This window comes from Campylobacter sp. CH278, assembly GCF_004378845.1.
Lineage (GTDB): Bacteria > Campylobacterota > Campylobacteria > Campylobacterales > Campylobacteraceae > Campylobacter_D > Campylobacter_D jejuni.
Genome location: NZ_RYXZ01000004.1, coordinates 115,115 through 137,886 on the forward strand (window position 1 = coordinate 115,115; position 22,772 = coordinate 137,886).

Below are 22,772 nucleotides of genomic sequence, written 5' to 3' on the forward strand. Positions count from 1 at the left end.
CATTCACTTCACAGTTTTGAGTTAAACTTTCGCCAACCAAGACAAAAAAAGGAGAAATTATGAAAGCAAAACTAACTTTACTTGCTTTGTTGGGTACTACGGTGCTTTTAGCTAAAGATATGGTTGTTCCTGCTAGTGAACTTCCAAATAATGCCAAAGAATTTATTTCTAAAAATTTTAAAACCGCTCAAATTGGTTTGGTGAAAAAAGATATAGATTCTTATGATGTGATTTTAAATGATGGAACTGAAATTGATTTTATGATCAATGGAGAGTGGAAAGAAGTTGATGGAAAATATAAGGCTTTGCCACATACTATCTTACCTAATGTTATGAAAAAAGTGAGTACAACTCAACCAAATGCTCAAATTCTTGAAGTAGACAAAGAAATTAATGGTTATAAATTTAAGTTTAATAACAATATGGAAGTTTATACAGATATGCAAGGAAATATTCTAGGTCAAAAATTAGATTAATTTTTGAAAATTTAACTCCCTTAGAAAATTTGATGCAAAAATTTGGAAGCATAGTCTTCCAAATTTTTATTTTTTGATTGCAAAATCCAAAATATATTTAGTTTTAAAATAATACTTTATTGATACAAGTGATTGTTTTTTTTATAAAATTAAATTTACAAAATGTTACATAAGATTTAAAATATTTTTTTTAAAAAATAATTATTTATAAATATTTTGCTAAAATAAAAGAGATGTAATCTTAAATTTAAGGAAGAATAATGAATACTCCTAAATGGACTAGTCACGATACAAGGTGGGTTTTATCTCTTTTTGGAACAGCTATTGGAGCCGGTGTACTTTTGTTACCTATTAGTGCTGGGCTTGGTGGATTGATACCTTTGTTAGTTATACTTGTTTTAGCTTTTCCTATGACTTACTTAGCTCATAGAAATTTATGTCGCTTTGTGCTTTCAAGTTCTAATCCAAAAGATGATATTACTTTTGTTGCAGAAAGTTATTTTGGCAAGGGCGGTGGATTTTTAATTACACTTTTGTATTTTTTTGCTATTTTGCCTATTTTATTGGTTTATAGTGCTAATCTTACAACAACTTTGCTTGAGTTCTTAATCAATCAGTTCAATTTCAATGCAGATCTTACTCATGCTGCTCGTTGGTGGGTGAGTTTTTTGATTGTTGGAGTTTTGGTTTTGATTTCTATTCTTGGTGAAAATGTTGTAACAAAAGCAATGAGTTTTCTTGTTTTTCCTTTTATTATATTTTTATTTATTTTTTCATTGCTTTTAATTCCACAATGGAATTCATCACTATTTACAAATGTTGATTTTTCTGTAATCTCAACAAGTAATTTTTGGGTTACTTTATGGCTTGTTATTCCTGTGATGGTATTTAGTTTTAATCACTCTCCTATCATTTCTTCGCTTGCTTGTTATTGTAAAAAAGAATATGGTGATTATGCTGAACCTCGTGCTAGAAAAATTATTTCTTTGGCAATTATTCTTATGGTTTTTGTTGTAATGTTTTTTGTTTTTTCTTGTGCTTTAACTTTTACACCAGAAGATTTTGCATCAGCAAAAGATCAAAATATCAATATTCTTACTTTTATAGCAAACAAATTTCCTGAAGTTTCTTTACTAGCATATGTTGGGCCTATTGTTGCACTTGTGGCTATTAGCAAAAGTTTCTTAGGGCATTATCTTGGTTCTCAAGAAGGCTTAAATGGTATTTTATATAAAGCAAGCAATGGTAAAATTCAAGGTAAATTAGCTCAAACTTTAACAGCGATCATTACTTTTGCTATCGCTTGGCTTGTTGCGTATAAAAATCCAAGTGTTATAGGAATTATCGAAGCTATTGGTGGTCCTGTTTTGGCTATTTTACTTTTCTTAATGCCACTTTATTGTATTTATCGTTTTGATATTTTGGCAAGATTTCGTAATAAATTTTTAGATCTTTTTATTTTGGTAATGGGGATAGTTGCAATTTCTGCTGCAATTCATGATCTTTTGTAAATTAAGGATAAAAAATGAGTAATTTAAGCATTTTTAAAATAGGTGTTGGTCCTTCTTCTTCTCATACTTTAGGGCCTATGCTTGCTGGAAATTTATTTTGTAAAAAAGTCGCTAAAAAGCTTGATGAAATTGATAGAGTTGAGGTTACTCTTTATGGTTCTTTGTCATTAACAGGTAAAGGACACTTGAGTGATAAGGCTGTAATTTGGGGGTTAAATGGCCTAGAAGCTAAAAATTTAAGCGCAGCAATACAAGATGAAGTAAATAAAAATGCTATTGAAAATGCTCAAATTGATTTTTGTGGTGAGAAAAAACTTTGTTTTAATTATGAAAAAGATTTGATATTTTCCAAAGATTTTTTACCTTTACATGAGAATGGTATGAAGATTAAAGCTTATGATTGTAAAGGTGGGTTAGTTGATGAAGAAACTTATTATTCTGTAGGTGGAGGCTTTGTTTTAACAGCTGCACAATTAGAAAAAAAAGGTAAAAATTCTAACCAAAATAAAAAGAAAAAACTAGATATAGAGCTTAACAATGCAAAAGAAGCTTTAGAGCTTTGCGATAAAAGAGATTGGGATTTAGCAGAGCTTTCTTATCGTTATGAATTGCAATTTCACACTAAAGAGGAAATTCGTGCTTATTGTCTTGAAATTTGGGAAGTAATGCAAGAAGTGTATTATAATGGTACGCATCCAAATGAAGATTATTTGCCTGGAAAACTTCATTTAAAGCGTAGAGCCAAAGGACTTAAAGAAAGAGTGGCGATGACAGCTGATCCTATGGGCATTATAGATTTTATTTCTTTATATGCTATTGCGATTGCTGAAGAAAATGCTAGCGGAGCAAAAGTTGTAACCGCGCCAACAAATGGAGCATGTGCTGTTATCCCTGCTGTTATGCTTTATCTTAAAAATCATACTATAGGTTTTAGCGATGAAAAGGCTATAGAGTTTTTATTAACAGCAATGCTTATAGGTTCTTTTTATAAGAAAAATGCAAGCATTAGCGGAGCAGAAGCAGGCTGTCAAGCAGAAATTGGTAGTGCTAGTTCGATGGCAGCTGCGGCTATGGCAACAGTTTTAGGGGCTAATGCTTTTAAAGCATGCAACGCTGCTGAAATGGCAATGGAACATCATCTAGGTTTAACTTGCGATCCAGTTGCAGGACTTGTGCAAATTCCTTGCATAGAAAGAAATGCCTTTGGAGCTATTAAGGCTATAAGTGCTGCTAGAATGGCAATGACACGCAAATCTACTCCTATGGTAAGCCTTGATGAGGTTATAGAAACCATGTATGAAACAGGAAAAGATATGAATTATAAATACAAAGAAACTTCTTTAGGTGGTCTTGCTACAAATTTAAAAACAGTATGCTAAAGTGTTTTTACACTTTAGTGTATTTTTTCATTCTTTGACTTAAAAATTCTTTCATTTCTTCTTTGGAAAAACTTTTAAGAATACGAATTTGCTTAAAAAGCAAGCCAAGATTGATTGCTCCCATCACTAAAAGCAATAAGCAAATCATTAAAAAAACAAGATCTATGGCTCCAAATTCATTAATCATAGCCAAACTTGCAAAAAATATGCTCGCTAATAATAAAAAAAATAAAAGCAATATTTGTTTTAATTTTGCTTCATTAAAATTATCGCAATTTTGAGTGAAATTTCTAAAAAGTATGATCTTTTTACCCAAATTTGAAATTAAAATTTCATCATTTTCTTTAAATAAGCCTTCTTTTAAACTTTGATAAAAAAAGATTTCATTGTTTAAATTTAAATTATCTTTGTAGCTTGATAAAGTGTAGTCTTTGTAAAAAAAGGATTTTAATTCATTTTTCTTTTCTATTTTAAATAATCTTAAATCATTTCTCGCATAAAAAAATCCACTAAAGTTCATAAATGCCATAAGTATCACTCCCTAAAAAATTCCTATAAAGTGGCTTGAAATTTAAAGGTATTGTAACATTTTTTTCATCATTTAAACTTGAACTTTGGAAAATCAAAAACATATCTATTTCATCTTTAAAGATTTTGAGAAAATTTTCTCCACCCTCATACATTAAAAATTTAGCCTCACTTGGAATTTGGGTATAAATTTGGCGGTTTGGAACTTTAAATAAAGGGATATTTTTATCAAAATTATCTATATTTTGACGGCTTAAGATACAAAGATTAGGCGCTTTTGCTTTGCAAAGCCTAGCATCTAGTATAGGATGATCTTTTCTTATGGTTTCTCCGCCGACTACAAGCAAATCAATCACCGCTCTAATTTTATGTGCATAAGTGCGACTTAGCTCATTGCTTACGATTTTGCCAAAAGGCGAGCCATTCATAGAAAGGGCTAATTTAAAAAGTTTAAATTGCCCTTTTTGCCATTTTAAAAAAGGTTTTAAAAGTTTTTTTCCTTCTTCTTTAAGTATGTCAAATTCAACCTCTATGCCTTGTTTTTTTAAAAATTCAGCCCCACCACTTGCGATTTTATTTTCATCTTTAACGCTGATGAAAATTTTTTTAAAACCTAGCTCGCTAAAGAGTTTTGCACAAGGAGGTGTTTTTCCTTGATGAGAGCAAGGCTCAAGTGTGACAAAAGCTATGCTATCTTTAAATACACCTTGATGGTTTTTGCAAATAAACTCATGTAAGGCGTTTGCTTCTTTAGGCAATGAAATTTCAGGTCTTAAGCTTTTAAAAGCATGAGCTATGGCATTAAGTTCTGCATGAGCCAATCCAGCTTTTTCATGAGCTTTTATGGCTAAAATTTTTTCATTTTTATCTAAGATTACACAGCCTACAGCCGGATTTGGATAGGTTAAAAACTGATATTTCCAAGCCTCATTTAAGGCTAAATTCATATAAAATTCTTTCATTTACCTACCTTGTATTTTAAAATTTGACATATTTTTAAAATTTTATATTTTTGTTTTAAGATAATAAATTCTAAATTTTCCATTTGTATTTCTTATTTTAATTATATTAGCCATAGTTTTCCTAAGTTTTTTAGGATATAACAAAAATTGAAGTATTATTTTCATTTGTAGAGTATCCTTTATAATTTCAGGAATGATACAAGCTTGATAAACTAGAAAGTTTTGGTGGCCGGGAGAAAGGGATTCGAACCCCTGGAGGTGTGACCCTCAACGGTTTTCAAGACCGCCGCTTTCGACCACTCAGCCATCTCCCGATAAAGTAAAGTTTTGCCTTTTGGAGGCGACATCCGGATTCGAACCGGAGATCAAGGCTTTGCAGGCCCATGCCTTACCGCTTGGCTATGTCGCCCTGATAATGTTGAAAAAGTGGTGCCCGAGGCCGGACTTGAACCGGCACGGAAGAAAAATTCCGAGGGATTTTAAGTCCCTTGTGTCTACCAATTCCACCACCCGGGCGGGTGATTATGGAGCGGGAAACGAGATTCGAACTCGCGACCCCAACCTTGGCAAGGTTGTGCTCTACCCCTGAGCTATTCCCGCATAAATTTCTGAAAGAATTGAAGATAAAAGTATAGCAAAATAAACTTAAAAGGAGTTTATTTTGCCTTAAGTTATTTGCAAATAAATAAAGCTTTCGCGCTTAAAATTTGTTCTTTTTCGCTGATAATTGGAGATGAAAGTTCTATATTGTCAGATTTTGCATTTAACATTCTAGGTGCGATATTGGCATTTGTATTTACTTGTAAATTTTTCAATACACAAGTTTTATTAAGATCTAAAGAGTAAGTTTTTTCATATTCGTATGATGTTTTTAAAAGCTCTTTGTAGAGATTTTCTTTGTTGTTGTTTAGTGTATCTTTTGAAAATTTTGTTTGTATGGCTGGTGTTGAAACGCTGATGAAATTATTTTTAGCTATGATAGAATTGATGTCATTTAAAAGCTTGTTAAAATCTGCAAGTTGGTTTTCTTTAAATTCACATTCTAAATTCGCATCAAATCTTTGACCTTTTGGAGTTTGTATACCATCTTTATAGGAAAAATTAGGTTCTAAAGAAAAACTTCCTCCGCTACAAAAATTTTCTTTTTTTGAGCGTTCTAAAATTTGATTGAAAGTATTTGTGATTTCAGCTTTTTCACTATTGTCTAATGTAATTTTTGAACTTAAATTTTCATTTGCCCAAAAATTAATATTTGCATATAAAATATCGGGTTTTAGCGTATTGCTTACTTCTATATTTCTTGAAAAATATAAATCATGATTAGAGTCTTTTTTGCCTAAAAATTCTACATTAAAAACTACTCCTGCAACAAAAAGTAATAAACATAAAAAACCTATACCTAAACCTTTAAAAAAAGCTAACATGGATATCCTTAATAATTTAATTTGAGCTAATTTTAGCAAAAAATTTTAAAATTTTTTGTTATACTCTTATTTATGCAAAAAAAAGAGCTTGAAAAACTACAAGAAAATTTACTTCTTTGGTATGAAAAAAATGGACGCAAAACTTTACCTTGGCGTAATTTACAAAGTCAAAATTGTGATGAAAGTTTAAAGCATATTGATAGAGCTTATGGGGTTTATATCAGTGAAATTATGCTTCAGCAAACTCAAGTTAAATCAGTTTTGGAAAGGTTTTATTTCCCCTTTTTGCAAAAATTTCCTACTTTAGAAAGTTTGGCTAATGCTAATGAAGATGAACTTTTAAAGGCTTGGCAAGGACTTGGTTATTACACTCGTGCTAGAAATTTAAAAAAGGCAGCTTTAGAATGTGTGGATAAGTTTGGAGCTAAATTACCCAAAGAAGTTGAGAATCTAAAAAAATTAAGCGGCATAGGAGCTTATACAGCAGGTGCTATAGCTTGTTTTGGCTATGATCAAAAGGTTTCTTTTGTTGATGGCAATATACGCCGTGTGCTTTCTCGTCTTTTTACTTTGGAAAATCCTAGTATGAAAGAACTTGAAAAAAGAGCTAAAGAGCTTTTAAATGTAAATCATGCCTTTGATCACAACCAAGCTTTGCTTGATGTAGGGGCTTTGGTTTGTGTGAGTAAAAATGCAAAGTGTGGAATTTGTCCTTTGTATGATTTTTGTCAAGGCAAATTTCATACAGAACTTTATCCAAGAGCTAAAAAAATACTTTATGAGAGTGTAAATTTAAATCTTTTTTTGTTTGAATTTAATAAAAAATTTGCCATAGGGCAAAGCCAAGATAAGCTTTATAAAGGTATGTATAATTTTCCTTTTTTTAAAGAAGGAGAGTATAAACTTTCTAAAGATATGAGTTTTATAGGGGAGTTTAAGCACGGCTATACTAAGTATAAACTTAATATCAAGGTTTATCATCAAATTTTAAACAATGAAAATAAAAATTATGAATTTAAAACCTTAAAAGAGTTAGAAAGTACCGCACTTTCAGCACTTTCTTTAAAAGCGTTAAAATTAATTAAGCTCTGATTTTTTAGGCAAACATAAAGTAGCTATAAGCATGATGATTGTAAAAATAGCTATATAGATAAAAAAGCCATTTTCTATACCTGCATTTTTAAATTGTAAAGCAACCCAAGGAGCAGATCCTCCAAAAACAGCATTTGAAATAGCATAACCCAAACCTGTCCCTAAAGCTCTTACATGTTCAGGAAAAAGTTTTGCTTTAAAAATCCCAGCAACTGAAGTATAAAAACTTAAAATAACAAACAATAATACCACCAACATAAATGTCAAAGAAGGATTATTTTGTGCGTTATTGGCTATAAGTGAAAAAATAGGATAAATTCCTACCAATGCCAAAATACAAAATACAATTAAAGATCGTTTGTGACCTATTTTATCTCCTATATATCCAAAAAGAGGTTGAATGATCATTAGTATAAATAAAGCACCTAAGAAAAGATTATTAACAAGCATTTTATCCATACCCGTATTTTCCATAAAAGTTTTAGTATAAGTTGTAATAGTATAAAAAGCTAAAGAACCTCCAGAAGTAACCCCAAGCACCATTAAAAAAGGTTTCCAAGATTTGCATAATGCTTTTAAAGTACCACGATCTTCATGCTGGTGAAGTTTTGTAGCACTTTCATTCATCATTTTTCTTACAAAAAGCGAGCCTAGTGCTAAAATTCCGCCTATTACAAAAAGTATTCTCCAAGCATAATCTTTCATATCATCAATGCTAAAAAATAAAAACATTATACTAATGCTTGCAACGGCCAAAAGTTGACCACCTATTAGGGTTACATACTGAAAAGATGAGTAAAAACCGCGTTTTCCTTCTGTAGCAAGTTCTGAAAGATAAGTAGCTGCTATGCCATACTCCCCGCCTACACTAAGACCTTGAATGAGTCTTGCTATTAAAAGTAAGATAATAGCAAGATCTCCCACTGTATCTTTGCTTGGCAAGGCTGCTATCATAAAAGAGCCCAAAGCCATTAAAACCACTGATATAACCATAGATTTTTTACGACCTACTTTATCAGCTAAAGAGCCAAAAAGCCAAGAGCCTATAGGACGCATAAAAAACCCTGCTGCAAAAACCCCAAAGGCATTGATTTGCTGGATAACAGGATTATCTGAAGTTGAAAAAGTATGAGCAAAATAAGTTGCTGTAAAAGCGTAGATATAAAAGTCAAACCACTCTACTAAATTTCCGCTACTTGCAGCAATAATAGAGCGAATTTTTTTCGTGCGAGTAAGCTCTTGCATAAACCCTTCCTTAATTTTAGATTTTTATTTAAGTATAGTGTGATTTTTGTTTAATATATTTAAAAATAAAGAAGAGAAATAAAAAAGATAAAAATATCGATAAAAATGTTACATATTTTAATAAATTTCATAAATTTTGGTAAAATGTTTACTCTAGGAAATATAATGAAATTTAAAAAAATATATATAGAATTAAGCGATATTTGTGGTTTAAAATGTGATTTTTGTCCTTCTCAAAAAGGAATTCGCGGGGTAATGAGTGAAGAAAAATTTCAAAACTTAGCTTATGAAATTTCTAATAAAGCTGAGCTTTTTACCTTTCATCTTTTGGGCGATCCTTTGCTTTTACCTAATTTGGAAAATTATCTAAAAATCTCAAAAAGTGAAGCTATGAAACTTGAAATCACTACAAGTGGCTTTTATCTAAATTCTAAAAATCAAGCTTTATTGTTAGGGTATGAGAATATCCATCAAATCAATATTTCTTTAATGTCTTTTTTAAGTCAAAGCAAAATTTCTTTAGAACAGTATTTTAAGCCTATTTTAGAACTTTGCAAAAAGCATTTAGAGCAAAAAAGCCTTTCTTTTATCAATCTAAGACTTTGGAATTTAGATGCTAATTTTAAAGCACCTAAGTCAAATTTAAAAATTTATGAGTTTTTATCCAAAGAATTTGAAGTTAAGATCGATACAAACTTAAGTAAAAATCGCTTGCAAAGACATATTTTGCTTCATCAAAATAAACTTTTTAAATGGCCAAATTTAAAAGATGAACCCCTTTATAAAAAAGGAAAATGTCATGCTTTAAAAGAGCAAATTGGGATTTTAAGTGATGGAAGTTTGGTGCCTTGCTGTTTGGATACTAAAGCAGATATTAACTTAGGAAATGTTTTTGAAAATAACTTTGATAAGCTTTTTAAATCACCGCGTATAAAGATGATAAAAAAAGCTTTTGAAGAAGATAAACGCATAGAAAAACTTTGTCAAACTTGCGAATTTTTTAAAGCAAGATTGGGTGATTAAAAATTGTTATTTTCTAGCTTTGTTTTAAATTCTTGAATTCTATCTATTATCTTAGGACTAAGACGTAATAATATATGTGTATCTTTGTTAAAATAAATACTTCCTGTTTTAACTGCTTTGGTATTTTTCAATAAAGCATTTGTATCTAAAAGGTTGTTTTTAGCATTAATTCCAAGAATGAGTATGTCTGGATTTTGTTTCAGTATATATTCTGCTGATATAACAGGTCTTGAAATTTGACTTTGCGGGCTTAAATTTTTAATCCCTATGAGTCTTAAAATATCAGCTATTAAAGAATTATCATTAAAGGCCATTAAAGGGTTGCTAGAATAAAGATAAATCGCACTTTTATTTAGGGGTTTATCGCTTAATTTTTTTAAATTTTGGGTAAATTCTTGTTTTAAAAGCTCTGCTTCTTTTTCTTTTTTGGTGATTTGGCCTAAGGTTGTGATATTTTTTGTTATATCTTCTAAACGCTCGGCTTTTAAATTGATACTTTTGATACCAAAATTTTTAAGTCCTTCTTCTAAATTTAAAGAATAAGAGCTTAAAATCACCAAACTTGGTTTTAATGCTACTATTTTTTCAAGTGAAGGATTTGAAAAAGTGCCTACGCTTGTAAGTTTTGAGGTTTGATCTTTAGGATAGATATTTGAGTGTTGTAAAGTGGCAATGCCTACGATTTGATCTTCAGCCTTAAGCATAAAAAGGGTTTCTATGCTTGCAGGATCAAGCACTACAAGGCGTTCTTTTGCATTTAGTGTGATTAAAAATAAACTCATAATAATTAAAATTTTTTTCATTTTTTCTCCTTTAAAGCTAAAATATAAGGTTTAGAATTTTTATAAATAATCTCGCAGTTTAAATCATAAATTTCTTTTAAAATTTCTTGAGTAAAAAGCTCTTTGCTCGTTCCAAAATACTTTATTTCTCCTTCTTTTAAAAAAAGGATTTTATCGCAAAACATGGAAGCTAAATTTAAATCATGCAAGATAGCAACAACGGCTATATTTTTTTCTTTAACTAGTTTTTCGCAAAGAGTTAAAAGCTCTATAGCATAGTTTAAATCAAGGGCTGAAGTAGGTTCATCTAAAAAAAGAATTTTTGGCTTTTTAAGCAAAGCTCTTGCTAAAAGCATTCTTTGAAATTCACCCCCACTTAAAGAAAGTATGCTTCTTTCTAGAAAATTTTCAAGTCTTAAATCCTTAGCAAATTCTTTAATTTCTAAAATATCTTCTTTAGAATAAGAACTAAAAGCGTGTTTTAAATTCGCATATTTGCTCATTAAAAGCACATCGATGACTTTTAAAGGGGTGTTTAATTCTGATTTTTGAGGCACAAAGCCGCAAATTTTGGCAAATTCTTTAAGAGAAAAATCTTTGATATTTGTATTAAAAAGACTTATCTCTCCTTTATTTGGACTTAAATTTTTAAGTATAAGTTTTAAAAGAGTGCTTTTACCTGAGCCATTTGGCCCTAAAATTCCTATAAAAGCCTGATTTTTAAGTTCTAAATGAATGTTTTTTAGTAAATCTTTTTGGTGATAAGCAAAGCTTAAATCTTGTATTTTTAGCATTATAAAAATCTCCTAGCACTTAAAGCCAAGTATAAAAAAATAGGAGCTCCAAAAAATGCAGTTAAAATTCCAATCGGAATTTGTACAGGGGCTAAAAGAGTTCTTGCTAAAGTATCACAAATAAGTAAAAATAATCCTCCAAATGCTGTACATAAAGGGATAACTAAGGCATTATCATAATTTTTAAGCAAAAGTCTTATAGTATGAGGAATGATGAGTCCAACAAAGCCTATAAGTCCGCTAAAAGCAACCGCAAAAGATACAGCCAAAGATGAGACAATGAGTAAATTTATCTTTAATTTTTGAGCATTTACCCCTAGATTTCTAGCTTCATCATCTCCGCTTAAAAGTATGTTTAATTCGTTTTTATGAGCGTAAAAATAAAACAAACAAAAAATTAAAGGCAAGATTAAAATTCCCACACGAAACCAAGAAGCATTGCCTATATTTCCCATAAGCCAAGAGACTATTTTAAAAGAATCCTCGCCTATAAGATAAGTGAAAAAAGAAGTAAAAGCTCCTAAAAAAGATGAAGCTGCTATGCCGATAATGAGTAAAGTCGCTATAGAAGCTTTAGAAGAAATTTTAAAAACTCCTAGGGCAAAAAAGGCAGAGCAAACAAAACCTAAAATTCCATAATAATAATCATTCAATTTTAACAAATACGCCAAAACCGCTCCAAAGGTTGCCGCAGAAGCTATACCTATGATATAAGGATCAGCTATAGGATTTGAAAATACATTTTGAGTGATAGCCCCACTACTAGCTAGAAGCATACCGATTAAAATCGCCATTATAATCCGTGGTAAGCGTCCATCTATGATGATTTGTCTTAAAATTTCATCTTGGCTAAAGATATATGAAAAAAGTTCTTTTGGGTTTAAATTCTCATCTCCTAAGCAAAGTGCTGTAAAAGAAGCGATTATATAAGCTACCAAAAGCCCTATAATCACTAAAATTTTAGAATGCGTATTTAAATTCAACATAGTAGTTTCTGCCATTCCCAACTAGGTATTGATCATTTATACTGTCTTGGTATGTGTAGTATCTTTTATCGAAAAGATTGCGAATTCCTGCTAAAATTTGTAATTTTTTATAATTATATTTCATACCAATATCTGTTAAAAAATAATCCCTTATCCAAGAATTTTTAGACATTTTTCCTGTATTTTCATTTATAGTTCCACCATCTTTTGCTCTAGAAAAATAGGTTAAATCAATAAAATTTGAGAAATTTTTATTCCAAGCGTATTCTAGCCCAGCTGTGGCTTTGATTTTTGAAACATAAGGAATTCTCATGCCGTCATTAACGCCTTTAGAAATTTTAGCATCAAGATAAGTTAGACTTTCTCTAAAGATTAAATCATCATCTAAAAAATTTTGACTCAGACTTAATTCTACTCCTAGACGGCGAGTTTGATCTATATTATAATATTTCCACCAAGATCCACTAGTAGAATGAGGGTTTCCAAGATAAGAAATTTCATCTTTGCTTAGGGTGTAAAATAAAGTTAGATTAAAGCCGTAAAAATCCCACCAAAAATCATCAATACCTAGTTCAAAGGTATCAAAGATCTCAGCTTTTAGGTTCGACGAATAATAGGGTGGTATTCCATTACCAGTTTTGTTGCGATTGACAAATTGAGCAGGTGTAGGAGAAACAAAACCTCTTTCGTATTTAAGATAAAGATTGCCTGTGTCAGAGTATTTAAAGTTAGGAGTGATTTCAAAAGCAAAATTATTGGTGTTTTTATCGGTATCAAAAAGGGTTGTTGAGTCTGTGATTATAGGATTTGATGATGGCGGTCTTCCGTTCATACTCATTTCATTTCTATAAGATCTATTGGTATTATAAGTGCTAAATTCATATCTAGCTCCACCGGATAAAGTGAAAAATTCATTAAAATTATGAGAATCAAGAGCGAAAATAGAATGGCTTTGTTTAGTCATATCCATTAAAGTTGTCATCCTGTGATAATTTATGACACCTGGAACGCTATAATACACCAAACTCTTTCTTTTTGCATCATGGTTTGTAAATTCATAACCAAAAATAAAATAAGAATTATTTGCATAATTTAGTTTGTTTTTTAAACTTATCCCTGTAAGTGTGTCTTCAAAACCACTTCCATTTTGATAAGCTGTAGTTCCCATCATAGAAATTTTATCTTTTAGATAATTGATCTTTTGATTTTGCCAAAAAGCTTCTAGGTTAAATTCCCATATATCATCAAAATAGTAATGATAATCCAAAGAAATTTCAGGGCGATTGATTTGTGTGATATTGTCACTATTGCCTTTTTGGGTTGGATCGCTTTGAGCTTGTGCTTTTGTTAGATAGCCACTGCTGGTATTTTTGCTTTTAAAATAATTATAACCCAAAGTTAAATCGCTATTATCATTGATATTAATATAGGTTTTTGTGTTGATAAAATAACCTTTTTCATTATAACCTTCTTGATATCCATCAAGGTTAAAACTTTGTATATCAAAGCTAAAAGCTAAATTTTCATTTATTTGTTTGGCGCCATTGATACCTAAATTTCCACCTAGTCCGCCATGATCATAAGCACTGCTTTTTAAATTTATAGCAAAAGCATCTGATTTTTGTTTTTTTGTAATGATATTAATCACACCCCCTCTAGTACCACTTCCATAAAGCACAGATCCACCCCCAGGTATGATTTCTATGCGTTCTACATTATCTAAATTGATACTATCTAGTGGGGTCACACCATGGGAATTATCAAGAACATTAATAGCACGCCCATCGATCATAACTTTTACAGCTATATTGGATTTATCTCCTTGTCCACGCATATCTATATTGCGTCCAAGTCCAAAATTTACAAAGCTAATACCCGAAATTCTTTCTAAGGCTTGTTCTAAGGAAACATAACCTTTATTTTGCAGATTTTTGCCTTCTATGCTGATTACATTGCGTAAATTTGAGTCTGCATCTTGCTCAAAACCTGTTGCACTAACAACAACTTTTTGTAGATTGATAGCTTCATTTGATTCTTGTGCATTTAAATTAGTTATTAGCAATAATGCAAATAAAGATAACTTAAAAGCTTTTTTATTTGGGTGCAAATTTTACTCCTTAAATAAAATAAATAATGATAATTTATATCATAATAATTTAGAACGAAATTTATCCTTTATTAACTTAATTTAGTATAAATTTTTGTTAAAATAGATAATTTATATATTTTAAGTTATTTTTAATTTGATAATTGATACCATTTTTTTTAATATTTTATTTTAAAATCAAGAAAGGATAAAAATGAATTTTGAAAGCATTATTTCTCATATGAATGATCATCATAAATCAAATTTAGTTGATCTTTGTAAAAAATTTGGTGGTATTGAGCAAGTGCAAGATGTTTTTCTAAAAAGTGTTGATTTTAATGGCTTGGATCTTGTTTACAATGATAAAGAAAATTTACGAGTGGAATTTCCTAAAAAAGCCGATGAAAACACGATTAAAGATACTATAATATCCCTTTGCATGAGTGCAAAGAGCGAGCAAAATTTTAGTGGCGTAGAAAAAGAATTAAATGAATTTATGCTAAGTTTTAATTCTGTAGCTTTGGCAACTTTAAATGCAAATGGAGAAGTTGTTTGCTCGTATGCACCTTTTGTAAGCACACAATGGGGAAATTATATTTATATAAGTGAAGTAAGTGAACATTTTAACAACATCAAAGTAAATCCAAACAATATAGAAATAATGTTTTTAGAGGATGAGAGTAAAGCTGCTTCTGTTATACTTCGCAAAAGATTGCGCTATAGAGTAAATGCAAGCTTTTTAGAGAGAGGTGAAAGATTTGATCAAATTTATAATGAGTTTGAAAAACAAACCGGAGGAGAAGGAGGCATTAAAACTATACGCAAGATGCTTGATTTTCATCTAGTAAAGCTTGAATTTAAAAAAGGACGCTTTGTAAAAGGTTTTGGTCAAGCTTATGATATAGAAAATGGAAATGTTGCACATGTAGGTGCTAGTGGAAATCCACATAAATTCCCACATAAGCATTAATTTGTATAAAATCTTATAAATTTTGTTCTTGTAAAGCTTGGGCTTTATGATGAGTGATTAAAGGTTCTATGATTTCATCAAAAAGCCCATCTTGCATAATGGCATCTAAGCGATATAAAGTAAGATTTATTCTATGATCGCTGATACGATTTTGTGGAAAATTGTAAGTGCGAATGCGTTCGCTTCTATCTCCGCTTCCTACTTGTGATTTTCTTGCTTCACTTTCTTTTGCTAGTCTTTCACTCTCTTGCATTTCATAAAGCCTTGCTTTTAGGACTTTCATCGCACTTTCTTTATTTTTGTGTTGGCTTTTTCCATCTTGATTGACTACAACTATACCTGTGGGGATATGAGTGATACGAACAGCTGAATCAGTAGTATTTACACTTTGTCCACCATGTCCTGAAGATCGCATAACATCAACTTTAAGATCGTTTGGATTGATTTCGATTTCTATATCATCAACTTCTGGCATTACTGCCACGGTGATAGCAGAAGTATGCACGCGTCCTTGGGATTCTGTTTGAGGAACTCTTTGAACACGGTGCGTTCCACCTTCATATTTAAGTCTTGAATAAGCTCCTGTTCCTTTAACAAGCATGATGATTTCTTTAAATCCACCTACACTTCCTTCGCTAGAGCTTACAATCTCAAGTTTATAGCCGCGATTTTCAGCATATCTTGCATAAGCTTTTACAAGATCTCCTACAAATAAAGATGCCTCATCGCCACCTGTACCTGCACGAATTTCAAGAAAAATATTTCTTTCATCATTGGGATCTTTAGGAAGAAGTAAAATTTTAATCTCTTCTTCAAGTTTCGGTTTTAATTCTTCTAAAGTTTTTAGTTCTTCTTTTGCAAGTTCCCCAAGTTCTGGATCGTTTAGCAAAGCTTTATTTTCTTCTATATTGTCTAAAGTTTTTAAATACTCTTTAGCTTTTAAAACGATAGGTTCTAAATTTTTTTGTTCTTTAGAGAGTGTAGTCATTTTACTGATATCGTTGAGTATATCAGAACTGCTAAGAAGAGAATTTAACTCTTCAAAGCGTTTTAAAAAAGGATCTAGTTTGCTAGCTAACATTAAAAACTATATAGAAAATTATGCGATTTTATTTACTAAAAGGGCTAAGCGGCTTACACGGCGAGAAGCAGTTTGTTTTTTAATGAAACCGCGACTTACCATAGCATGAATGCTTTTATTAGCTACTTTTAAAGCTTCATTAGCAGCATTTTTATCTCCATTTGCTGCAGCTTCTCTTATGGCTTTAGTTATATTTTTAAGTCTTGTTCTATAGAATCTATTTCTTTCTGTTTTTTTAATAGTTTGTCTTGCTCTTTTTTCAGCAGATTTATGGTTTGCCATTTATATTTTCCTTTTTTGAAATTAAAGACTAAATTATATAAGAATAAAATTTAAAATTTAATTAATTTAAGCAAAATTTCAAAATAAATCTTTTAAATTTATATCCCAAAAAACTAAATTAAATTTAAGTAAAAATCCGTAAATTACCGTACTTAAAAGTCCAGCAAACAATCCTGCTAGCATATCATCAAGCATTACACCTAGTCCGCCTTTGACTTTTTTATCTATCTTGCCAATAATAGAAGGTTTTGTAATGTCAAAGAGTCTAAATAAAACAAAAGCCAAAATAAAATTAACTATCGAGTTTTCAACACTTGCTGCAATAGCACAAGCAAGAAAAACCCCAGCAACTTCATCGATAACTATGTGTTTGTCATCGTGAATTCCTGTTTTTTTTTCATAATCATCTATAACACGAATACTTGCAACAAAAATTAAAATACTTAGTAAAAACAAAGTATTAATCCCGAGATATTTAAGTATAAAAAAAGCAGGTATTAAAGCAGCGATAGTACCAAAAGTCCCACTTGCCTTTTTTATAGAACCTGAATAAAAAAAAGTTAAAAATAATTTTTGCATTTTGTTACACCATATAAGACATTTGATGAATTTCTAAAAGTTTTTGATAAAATTCTTCATCATTTTTGTATTCTAAAATTCCATCAGTTGGAAAAAGCTCATTATAAATTTTTTGCATATTTTTTAATCTATTTGGAAAAAGAGAAGTTAAAATAACACTAGATACTTCCTTGCGCATGAAAATTGCTGGAGGAATGATACCTGCTCTTAGTAAATCTTTTAAAGACTGAGAATTATAGTGCAAATGGTGATGACAACCATGAGGGCAAGATCTTGTGCTAACAATCATGCGACATTGATCACAAAATACAAATTCAGGCAAAACAATCACTTCTATGCCATAATCCTTGGAAAAATCATCAAGTATGGTTTTTGGTTGATTATCATCATAAAACATTCCAAGTCCTGTATGATTTTGTCCTACTACTAGTTTGGTACAACCTAGACTTTTTGCGATAATGCTTTCTAAGCCAGGATTTAAATGGGCGTGAAAAATATTAATATTTTTTAATGGAAAAATGAAAATTCTATCCGGTGGAAGATAGTTTTGAATAAATTTTTTCAAATAAGCTTCTTTAAGTTCGAATTCAAACCCATTTGCATCAAAAGATTCTACAAGAAAAACTACAACTAAATCTGCTTTATCAATAGTCCAACGAAACATTCTTTCATGGGCACGATGCAAAGGATCAAAACTTGAAACTATAGCGGTAATTTTTTGTGCATTAAGATTGTTTTTGATTTGTTGAAAATTTTCTTTTATTTTTTTAATTTGAGAATTGTAAATTTCTATTTTTCCACTTATACAAGTTGTTCCCATATCTTCTAAAGAGCAAGTGTTAGGACTGAAAATATCAGAAAAATTTTTATTATTTTTAAATTGGCTTTTAAAATCTATATGTCCTACTACTTTTTCGTCTAGTATGAGATCGATTCTATCGCCAGATTTTATATCATTTAGTGCTTCTTCAGTATTTCTTGGCGCAAAGCTTAAGGGATAGGGAAAACTTTCTCCTTTAAATTTTCCTGATTTAATGATTTCATTGACTTCTTTTTCATTCATTAAATGAGTGCAAGTGCCTAGTAAACCTTCTTTAATAAGTGATAAGATGCCAAATTCATTTTGATCTATGGTAATGTTTTTATTTTTTCTTGCTGATTTCATATTTCTTCCTTTTTTCCCATAAAGATTTACGTGAAATGCCTAATTTTTTTGAAAGATCAGTATCAGGAAATATATTTTGGTAATTTATAATAACATATTTTACATACTCATCTATGGTTAAAATTTCATTGCTATCGATATTTTTTTCATTATCATTTAAATTAATGCAGTTTATTTTTAAATCATCTGTATTTGAATTGGTATGCAAAATAACATTTTTGTTTTGTATAAAATCTATGAGTTTTTCCTTTTCTGCTGCTTTTAATGCTTGAAAATTACTCAAAAATAAGAGATTGTTTTCTGTGGGAAGTTTCATAACTTTTTCAACTGAATTTGTAGATGTTAAATCAATAAAAGAAAGAGTAATGTCACATTCATTTGCATAATTAAAAACAAAAGCATCAGCACTGCTTTGCTTGTTGGATTTTAATATCAATGGAAGTTTTAATTTTTTATAATTATACTCTGGAATTTTGATTGTTTCTAATCTTGATTTGATGTAGCTTTGATAAGCTTTATTAAGGATTGAAAGTTTTCTAAAATCCTGATAATGCTTTATTTTTCTAATCAGCTCTTCTATCATAAAGGGTTTTTGAATATAATCACTAGCACCTAATTTCAAAGGATTTGAAACTGTATCTGTACTTATATAAGAAATAAGCAAAATAATAATACTATGTTTAAACTGACCTACGGCTTTTAGAAAATTATTAGTATTTGTAGAAAGCAGTACAATATCATAGTATTTTTCACCATTGTATTCATCAAACGAGTTGATAATTTCACAGCTATATCCAGCATCACTTAGTTTAATGCTAATGCTTTGTGCTAGATAAATTTCATTTTCAATAATTAAAACTTTCATAATCTTGTCCAATCAAAATATTTTAAATTTACACTACTAAGCACCGCCATACCTTCTTTTCTTCCAATAAAACCCAATTTTTCCGTTGTTGTGGCTTTAACATTGATTCTAAATTCATCTAAATCTAAAGTATGAGCTATATTGCTTTGCATAGCTTGTTTAAAGTCTTTAAGTTTAGGGCTTTGTGCCATGACGCAAATGTCTATATTAATGAGTTCAAAACCTACTTCTCTGACTTTATCATAAGCCTGTTTTAAAAGCTCCATGGAGTTGGCATTTTTAAATTTCATATCAGTATCAGGATAAAGCTCTCCTATATCTCCAAGTCCTGCAGCACCTAAAATCGCATCGGTTAAAGAGTGAGCTAAAACATCTCCATCGCTGTGTGCTTTAAGCCCCATAGTAGGATGAATTTGCACTCCTGCTAAAAGCAAAGGGCGATTCTCTCCAAATTCATGCACATCAAAACCATTGCCAGTAAAAATTTCAAAGCTAGGTGTAGGCAAATCAAGCTTTTTAAGATCTTCTTTAAAGGTTAGTTTTCTTGCATTTTCTTCACCTTCAACAAACCAAATTTTTCCACCCATTGCAGCTATAGCTGTGCTATCATCTGTAAATTCTAGGTTTTGATCCAAGGCTTTTTTAAGCAATTTGGTTTTAGAAATTTGCGGGGTTTGAATGAGTTTGATTTTTTCTCTTTGCAAGGCTTCATTGTCAAAAAGTGTTGTATCTGCAACTTTTAAAGCAGGGGTAATACAATCTGCTTTATCTAAATTTTCAATCAAACGATCAAACAAATTTTTACTCACCAATACCCTTGCTACATCACTTACCATAACAAATTCGCTATCTATGAGCTCTAAGGCTTTTTTTAAGGATTCTGCTCTGGTATCACCACCTTCTATGAATTCATAGTTTTTAGTAAATTTTTTCATATAAGTGATATTACTAGAGGTAACAACTATTTTTTTAAAAGGATAAAAAGAGCTTAAATTTTTTGTTGCATAAAGCCAAAGAGGGTCATTTCCAAGTCGTAAAAATTGTTTTTTTACCTTTGTGTTAAAACGAGTAGAATTTCCAGCTGCTAACATAATGAGGCTAATTTCACTCATTTTTTCATTCCTCTTTTTAATATTGTTGGTTTTTATAATGTTACCATATTATACACTTATAAAAAGCTAAATTTTATCATTTTATTAGTAAAATTGATTTTTTTAAAAGACAAGGAAAAAACATGAAAGAACAAATTTTAGAGAAATTAAAAACTGTAAAATATCCTGGCTTTGAAAAGGATATAGTGAGTTTTAACTTTGTAAAAGATATTAAAATTCAAGATGATGGTGTATTTATTGATATAGAAATTGTTTCAGCAAATCCTGAAGTAGTTAATGAAATTCGTAAAAATGTTACTGAAGCTTTATCGAGTTTGGCTTTAAAAAATATCGAACTTAATATCATTACTCCAAAAATTCCTGAAGAAAAAAGCAATTCAAGAAGTGGAAAAAATATCGCTCCACAAGTAAAAAATTTCATCATGGTTTCAAGTGGAAAAGGTGGCGTAGGCAAATCTACAACTACAGTAAATTTAGCAATTTCCATGGCTAAAATGGGAAAAAGAGTAGGGATTTTAGATGCAGATATTTATGGGCCAAATATTCCAAGAATGCTAGGCGAAACCAAAACTCAGCCTGAAGTAGTAGGGCAGAGATTAAAGCCTATTTTAACTCATGGTGTTTATATGATGAGTATGGGGGTTTTGATCGAAGAGGGTCAAGGTCTTATGTGGCGTGGAGCTATGATTATGAAAGCAATCGAGCAACTTTTAGCTGATGTAATTTGGCCTGAACTTGATGTATTGTTTTTGGATATGCCTCCAGGAACAGGCGATGCGCAAATTACTTCCGCGCAAAGTATTCCTATTACTGCAGGAGTTTGTGTAAGCACACCTCAAACCGTATCTTTAGATGATAGTAAAAGAGCTTTAGATATGTTTAATAAACTTCACATTCCTATAGCGGGTGTGATTGAAAATATGAGTGGATTTTTATGTCCTGATAATGGTAAAGAGTATGATATTTTTGGCAAAGGAACGGCTGAGGATATGGCAAAAGCCTATAAAAGTGAAGTTTTAGCACAAATTCCTATAGAAATGATAGTAAGAGAAGGTGGAGATGAAGGTAAGCCTGTGAGTTTTTATCACCCTGAAAGTGTGAGTTCAAAGCGTTATTTAATGGCGGCTGAAAAAATTTGGAGCTTTATAGAAAAGATTAACAATGAAGGTGGTGCGGATAATTCTGCTATACAACCTGTGATGAATGGAAAAAGTGCGTGTTCGCATTAAAAATTAAATGGATAAGGAAAAGAAAATGATTAATACCAAAGAAGATTTTTTACTTTTAATCAAACAAATTGAGCAAAAAAGTGGCTATAAAAAACCTAAAGCTTTTGGCATAGCAAGGCTTGATAGAGGGCAGCTAAATAAAAATAAAATCTTACAAGCAAGTTTTGCTTTGATTAATTACGAGCAAAATTTTGGCTCAGCGGCAATCATGCTTGAAGCTTTTATGCAAAGGGGTGTGGAGATTGATTTTAATGCGAGTGAGTTTGTGCAAACTTTGAAATTAGAAGATATTGATTTTGCGCTTTCTTGTTTTAAACCTTTTTTAGAAGAAGAAGGGCATCAAAATATTGATTTATTAAAGATTATCAAAGATAAATTTAAAGACGATGAATTTGCTTTTGTTTGTCTTTTTGAGGATAAAGAACCTTTAAGTGTAGAAAGTGTTTATCTAAAACTTTATTTGCTTTCTACTAAAAAAGTGCCTTTAAGAAGTATTAATCTAAATGGAGCTTTTGGACTTTTAAGCAATGTAGCTTGGAGCGATGATAAACCTATCGAGCTTGAGTATTTAAGAGCAAATGAAATGCGTTTAAAAATGAGCAATCAATATCCAAAAATCGATTTTGTTGATAAATTTCCAAGATTTTTAGCACATATTATCCCTGAGGATAATACAAGAATTTTAGAAAGCTCTAAAGTAAGAATGGGTGCGTCTTTAGCAGCAGGAACAACCATCATGCCAGGGGCAAGTTATGTGAATTTTAATGCAGGCACAACAGGAGCTTGTATGGTTGAAGGGCGTATTAGTTCAAGTGCTATAGTAGGAGAAGGTTCTGATGTAGGTGGCGGAGCTTCGATTTTAGGTGTTTTAAGTGGAACAAGTGGTAATGCTATAAGTGTAGGTAAGGCTTGTCTTTTAGGGGCTAATTCAGTGACAGGAATTCCTTTAGGGGATAATTGTATAGTTGATGCAGGTATTGCGGTGCTAGAAGGAACGAAATTTTTACTCAAAGATGCCGAAGAGCTTGCTAAACTTAATCCTTATTTTAATTTTGATAAAGAAATTTACAAAGGCTTAGAGCTTAAAGGTTTAAATGGGCTACATTTCCGTCAAGATTCTATAAGCGGTGCTATGATAGTAGCTTTAAATAAAAAAGCAGTCAAACTTAATGAAGCCTTGCATTGATATAAATTTATTTAC

At 30.7% G+C, this 22,772-nt stretch carries 22 protein-coding genes and 4 tRNA genes; 8 read left to right on the forward strand and 18 right to left on the reverse strand.

All coding sequences use genetic code 11. The features are described from left to right. Nucleotides 1-59: 59 nt before the first annotated feature. The 3 genes from ELQ04_RS04680 to ELQ04_RS04690 all read left to right on the forward strand — a co-directional run bounded on the left by ELQ04_RS04680 (nt 60) and on the right by ELQ04_RS04690 (nt 3,366). Entirely contained in the window at nt 60-476 is a 417-nt protein-coding gene (locus ELQ04_RS04680) for a PepSY-like domain-containing protein (protein WP_002938612.1), read from the forward strand. Between the two features lie 260 nt (nt 477-736). Next, nucleotides 737-1,987, forward strand: a complete 1,251-nt coding sequence (locus tag ELQ04_RS04685; RefSeq protein ID WP_002938622.1) for an aromatic amino acid transport family protein — start codon at nt 737-739, stop codon at nt 1,985-1,987. 14 nt (nt 1,988-2,001) lie between these two features. Next, on the forward strand, nt 2,002-3,366 hold the full coding sequence (locus ELQ04_RS04690) for an L-serine ammonia-lyase (RefSeq protein WP_002855898.1): 1,365 nt from the start codon (nt 2,002-2,004) through the stop codon (nt 3,364-3,366). A 7-nt stretch (nt 3,367-3,373) separates the two neighbouring features. Here ELQ04_RS04690 and ELQ04_RS04695 read toward each other — a convergent pair whose 3' ends face one another. The 7 genes from ELQ04_RS04695 to ELQ04_RS04725 form a co-directional block, all read right to left on the reverse strand. Further along, nucleotides 3,374-3,895, reverse strand: coding sequence for a hypothetical protein (locus tag ELQ04_RS04695; RefSeq protein WP_002938629.1), 522 nt, complete (start codon nt 3,893-3,895; stop codon nt 3,374-3,376). Further along, the gene (gene ribD / locus ELQ04_RS04700; RefSeq protein WP_002938633.1) at nt 3,876-4,856 is read right to left on the reverse strand and encodes a bifunctional diaminohydroxyphosphoribosylaminopyrimidine deaminase/5-amino-6-(5-phosphoribosylamino)uracil reductase RibD; all 981 of its coding nucleotides are present in this window, start codon (nt 4,854-4,856) and stop codon (nt 3,876-3,878) included. Before ribD ends, ELQ04_RS04695 begins: the two co-directional genes overlap by 20 nt. Nucleotides 4,857-5,082: 226 nt before the next feature. Next, nucleotides 5,083-5,170, reverse strand: a tRNA-Ser gene (locus ELQ04_RS04705). A 21-nt stretch (nt 5,171-5,191) separates the two neighbouring features. Further along, nucleotides 5,192-5,265 (reverse strand) — tRNA-Cys (locus ELQ04_RS04710). 18 nt (nt 5,266-5,283) lie between these two features. Further along, nucleotides 5,284-5,372 (reverse strand) — tRNA-Leu (locus tag ELQ04_RS04715). Nucleotides 5,373-5,381: 9 nt separating this feature from the next. Next, nucleotides 5,382-5,456: transfer RNA gene (locus ELQ04_RS04720), tRNA-Gly, on the reverse strand. Between the two features lie 71 nt (nt 5,457-5,527). Further along, nucleotides 5,528-6,280 (reverse strand): hypothetical protein, encoded by a 753-nt coding sequence (locus ELQ04_RS04725; protein WP_002895360.1) that lies wholly within the window; start codon nt 6,278-6,280, stop codon nt 5,528-5,530. A gap of 72 nt (nt 6,281-6,352) precedes the next feature. Here ELQ04_RS04725 and mutY point away from each other — a divergent pair, with 72 nt between their 5' ends. Next, entirely contained in the window at nt 6,353-7,372 is a 1,020-nt protein-coding gene (gene mutY / locus ELQ04_RS04730; protein ID WP_002937911.1) for an A/G-specific adenine glycosylase, read from the forward strand. Here mutY and ELQ04_RS04735 read toward each other — a convergent pair. Then, the gene (locus tag ELQ04_RS04735; protein ID WP_002851199.1) at nt 7,358-8,617 is read right to left on the reverse strand and encodes an MFS transporter; all 1,260 of its coding nucleotides are present in this window, start codon (nt 8,615-8,617) and stop codon (nt 7,358-7,360) included. The genes mutY and ELQ04_RS04735 overlap by 15 nt on opposite strands. Before the next feature lie 165 nt (nt 8,618-8,782). On the opposite strand from ELQ04_RS04735, the gene ELQ04_RS04740 reads away from it, so the two are divergent. Beyond that, the gene (locus ELQ04_RS04740; protein ID WP_002937912.1) at nt 8,783-9,640 is read left to right on the forward strand and encodes a radical SAM/SPASM domain-containing protein; all 858 of its coding nucleotides are present in this window, start codon (nt 8,783-8,785) and stop codon (nt 9,638-9,640) included. Here the strand turns inward: ELQ04_RS04740 and ELQ04_RS04745 are convergent. From ELQ04_RS04745 to ELQ04_RS04760, 4 genes are read right to left on the reverse strand one after another with little or no spacing between them, the layout of a single operon-like run. Continuing rightward, on the reverse strand, nt 9,637-10,443 hold the full coding sequence (locus ELQ04_RS04745; protein ID WP_002881816.1) for an ABC transporter substrate-binding protein: 807 nt from the start codon (nt 10,441-10,443) through the stop codon (nt 9,637-9,639). The two genes, ELQ04_RS04740 and ELQ04_RS04745, sit on opposite strands and share 4 nt — an antisense overlap. Continuing rightward, nucleotides 10,440-11,216, reverse strand: coding sequence for an ABC transporter ATP-binding protein (locus tag ELQ04_RS04750; protein WP_002937913.1), 777 nt, complete (start codon nt 11,214-11,216; stop codon nt 10,440-10,442). The genes ELQ04_RS04745 and ELQ04_RS04750 overlap by 4 nt, the downstream gene beginning before the upstream one ends. Continuing rightward, the gene (locus ELQ04_RS04755) at nt 11,216-12,202 is read right to left on the reverse strand and encodes an iron ABC transporter permease (protein ID WP_002937917.1); all 987 of its coding nucleotides are present in this window, start codon (nt 12,200-12,202) and stop codon (nt 11,216-11,218) included. The genes ELQ04_RS04750 and ELQ04_RS04755 overlap by 1 nt, the downstream gene beginning before the upstream one ends. Next, complete coding sequence (locus ELQ04_RS04760; RefSeq protein WP_002937920.1) at nt 12,177-14,309, reverse strand: TonB-dependent receptor; 2,133 nt, start codon at nt 14,307-14,309, stop codon at nt 12,177-12,179. Before ELQ04_RS04760 ends, ELQ04_RS04755 begins: the two co-directional genes overlap by 26 nt. 193 nt (nt 14,310-14,502) lie before the next feature. Here ELQ04_RS04760 and ELQ04_RS04765 point away from each other — a divergent pair, with 193 nt between their 5' ends. After that, nucleotides 14,503-15,258 carry a HugZ family heme oxygenase gene (locus ELQ04_RS04765; RefSeq protein ID WP_002937923.1) on the forward strand — a complete coding sequence of 252 codons (756 nt, stop codon included), beginning with the start codon at nt 14,503-14,505 and terminating at the stop codon, nt 15,256-15,258. 13 nt (nt 15,259-15,271) lie between these two features. Here the strand turns inward: ELQ04_RS04765 and prfA are convergent, their stop codons facing one another. The 6 genes from prfA to ELQ04_RS04795 form a co-directional block, all read right to left on the reverse strand. Further along, nucleotides 15,272-16,339 (reverse strand): peptide chain release factor 1, encoded by a 1,068-nt coding sequence (gene prfA / locus ELQ04_RS04770; RefSeq protein ID WP_002937926.1) that lies wholly within the window; start codon nt 16,337-16,339, stop codon nt 15,272-15,274. Nucleotides 16,340-16,357: 18 nt separating this feature from the next. Next, nucleotides 16,358-16,621, reverse strand: a complete 264-nt coding sequence (gene rpsT / locus ELQ04_RS04775; protein ID WP_002937928.1) for a 30S ribosomal protein S20 — start codon at nt 16,619-16,621, stop codon at nt 16,358-16,360. A gap of 78 nt (nt 16,622-16,699) precedes the next feature. Then, complete coding sequence (locus ELQ04_RS04780) at nt 16,700-17,200, reverse strand: phosphatidylglycerophosphatase A (protein ID WP_002880242.1); 501 nt, start codon at nt 17,198-17,200, stop codon at nt 16,700-16,702. Nucleotides 17,201-17,204: 4 nt separating this feature from the next. Further along, nucleotides 17,205-18,365 carry a sulfate adenylyltransferase gene (locus ELQ04_RS04785; RefSeq protein ID WP_002937929.1) on the reverse strand — a complete coding sequence of 387 codons (1,161 nt, stop codon included), beginning with the start codon at nt 18,363-18,365 and terminating at the stop codon, nt 17,205-17,207. Then, a complete protein-coding gene (locus ELQ04_RS04790) occupies nt 18,343-19,230 on the reverse strand; it encodes a response regulator (RefSeq protein ID WP_002937930.1) in 888 nt (295 codons plus the stop codon). Before ELQ04_RS04790 ends, ELQ04_RS04785 begins: the two co-directional genes overlap by 23 nt. Further along, nucleotides 19,227-20,342 carry a bifunctional 2-C-methyl-D-erythritol 4-phosphate cytidylyltransferase/2-C-methyl-D-erythritol 2,4-cyclodiphosphate synthase gene (locus ELQ04_RS04795; protein ID WP_002877789.1) on the reverse strand — a complete coding sequence of 372 codons (1,116 nt, stop codon included), beginning with the start codon at nt 20,340-20,342 and terminating at the stop codon, nt 19,227-19,229. The genes ELQ04_RS04790 and ELQ04_RS04795 overlap by 4 nt, the downstream gene beginning before the upstream one ends. A gap of 122 nt (nt 20,343-20,464) precedes the next feature. Here ELQ04_RS04795 and ELQ04_RS04800 point away from each other — a divergent pair, with 122 nt between their 5' ends. Both ELQ04_RS04800 and ELQ04_RS04805 read left to right on the forward strand, forming a co-directional pair. After that, nucleotides 20,465-21,571 carry an Mrp/NBP35 family ATP-binding protein gene (locus ELQ04_RS04800; protein WP_002937931.1) on the forward strand — a complete coding sequence of 369 codons (1,107 nt, stop codon included), beginning with the start codon at nt 20,465-20,467 and terminating at the stop codon, nt 21,569-21,571. Nucleotides 21,572-21,596: 25 nt separating this feature from the next. Continuing rightward, on the forward strand, nt 21,597-22,757 hold the full coding sequence (locus ELQ04_RS04805) for a 2,3,4,5-tetrahydropyridine-2,6-carboxylate N-succinyltransferase (protein WP_002866583.1): 1,161 nt from the start codon (nt 21,597-21,599) through the stop codon (nt 22,755-22,757). Nucleotides 22,758-22,772: the final 15 nt, after the last annotated feature.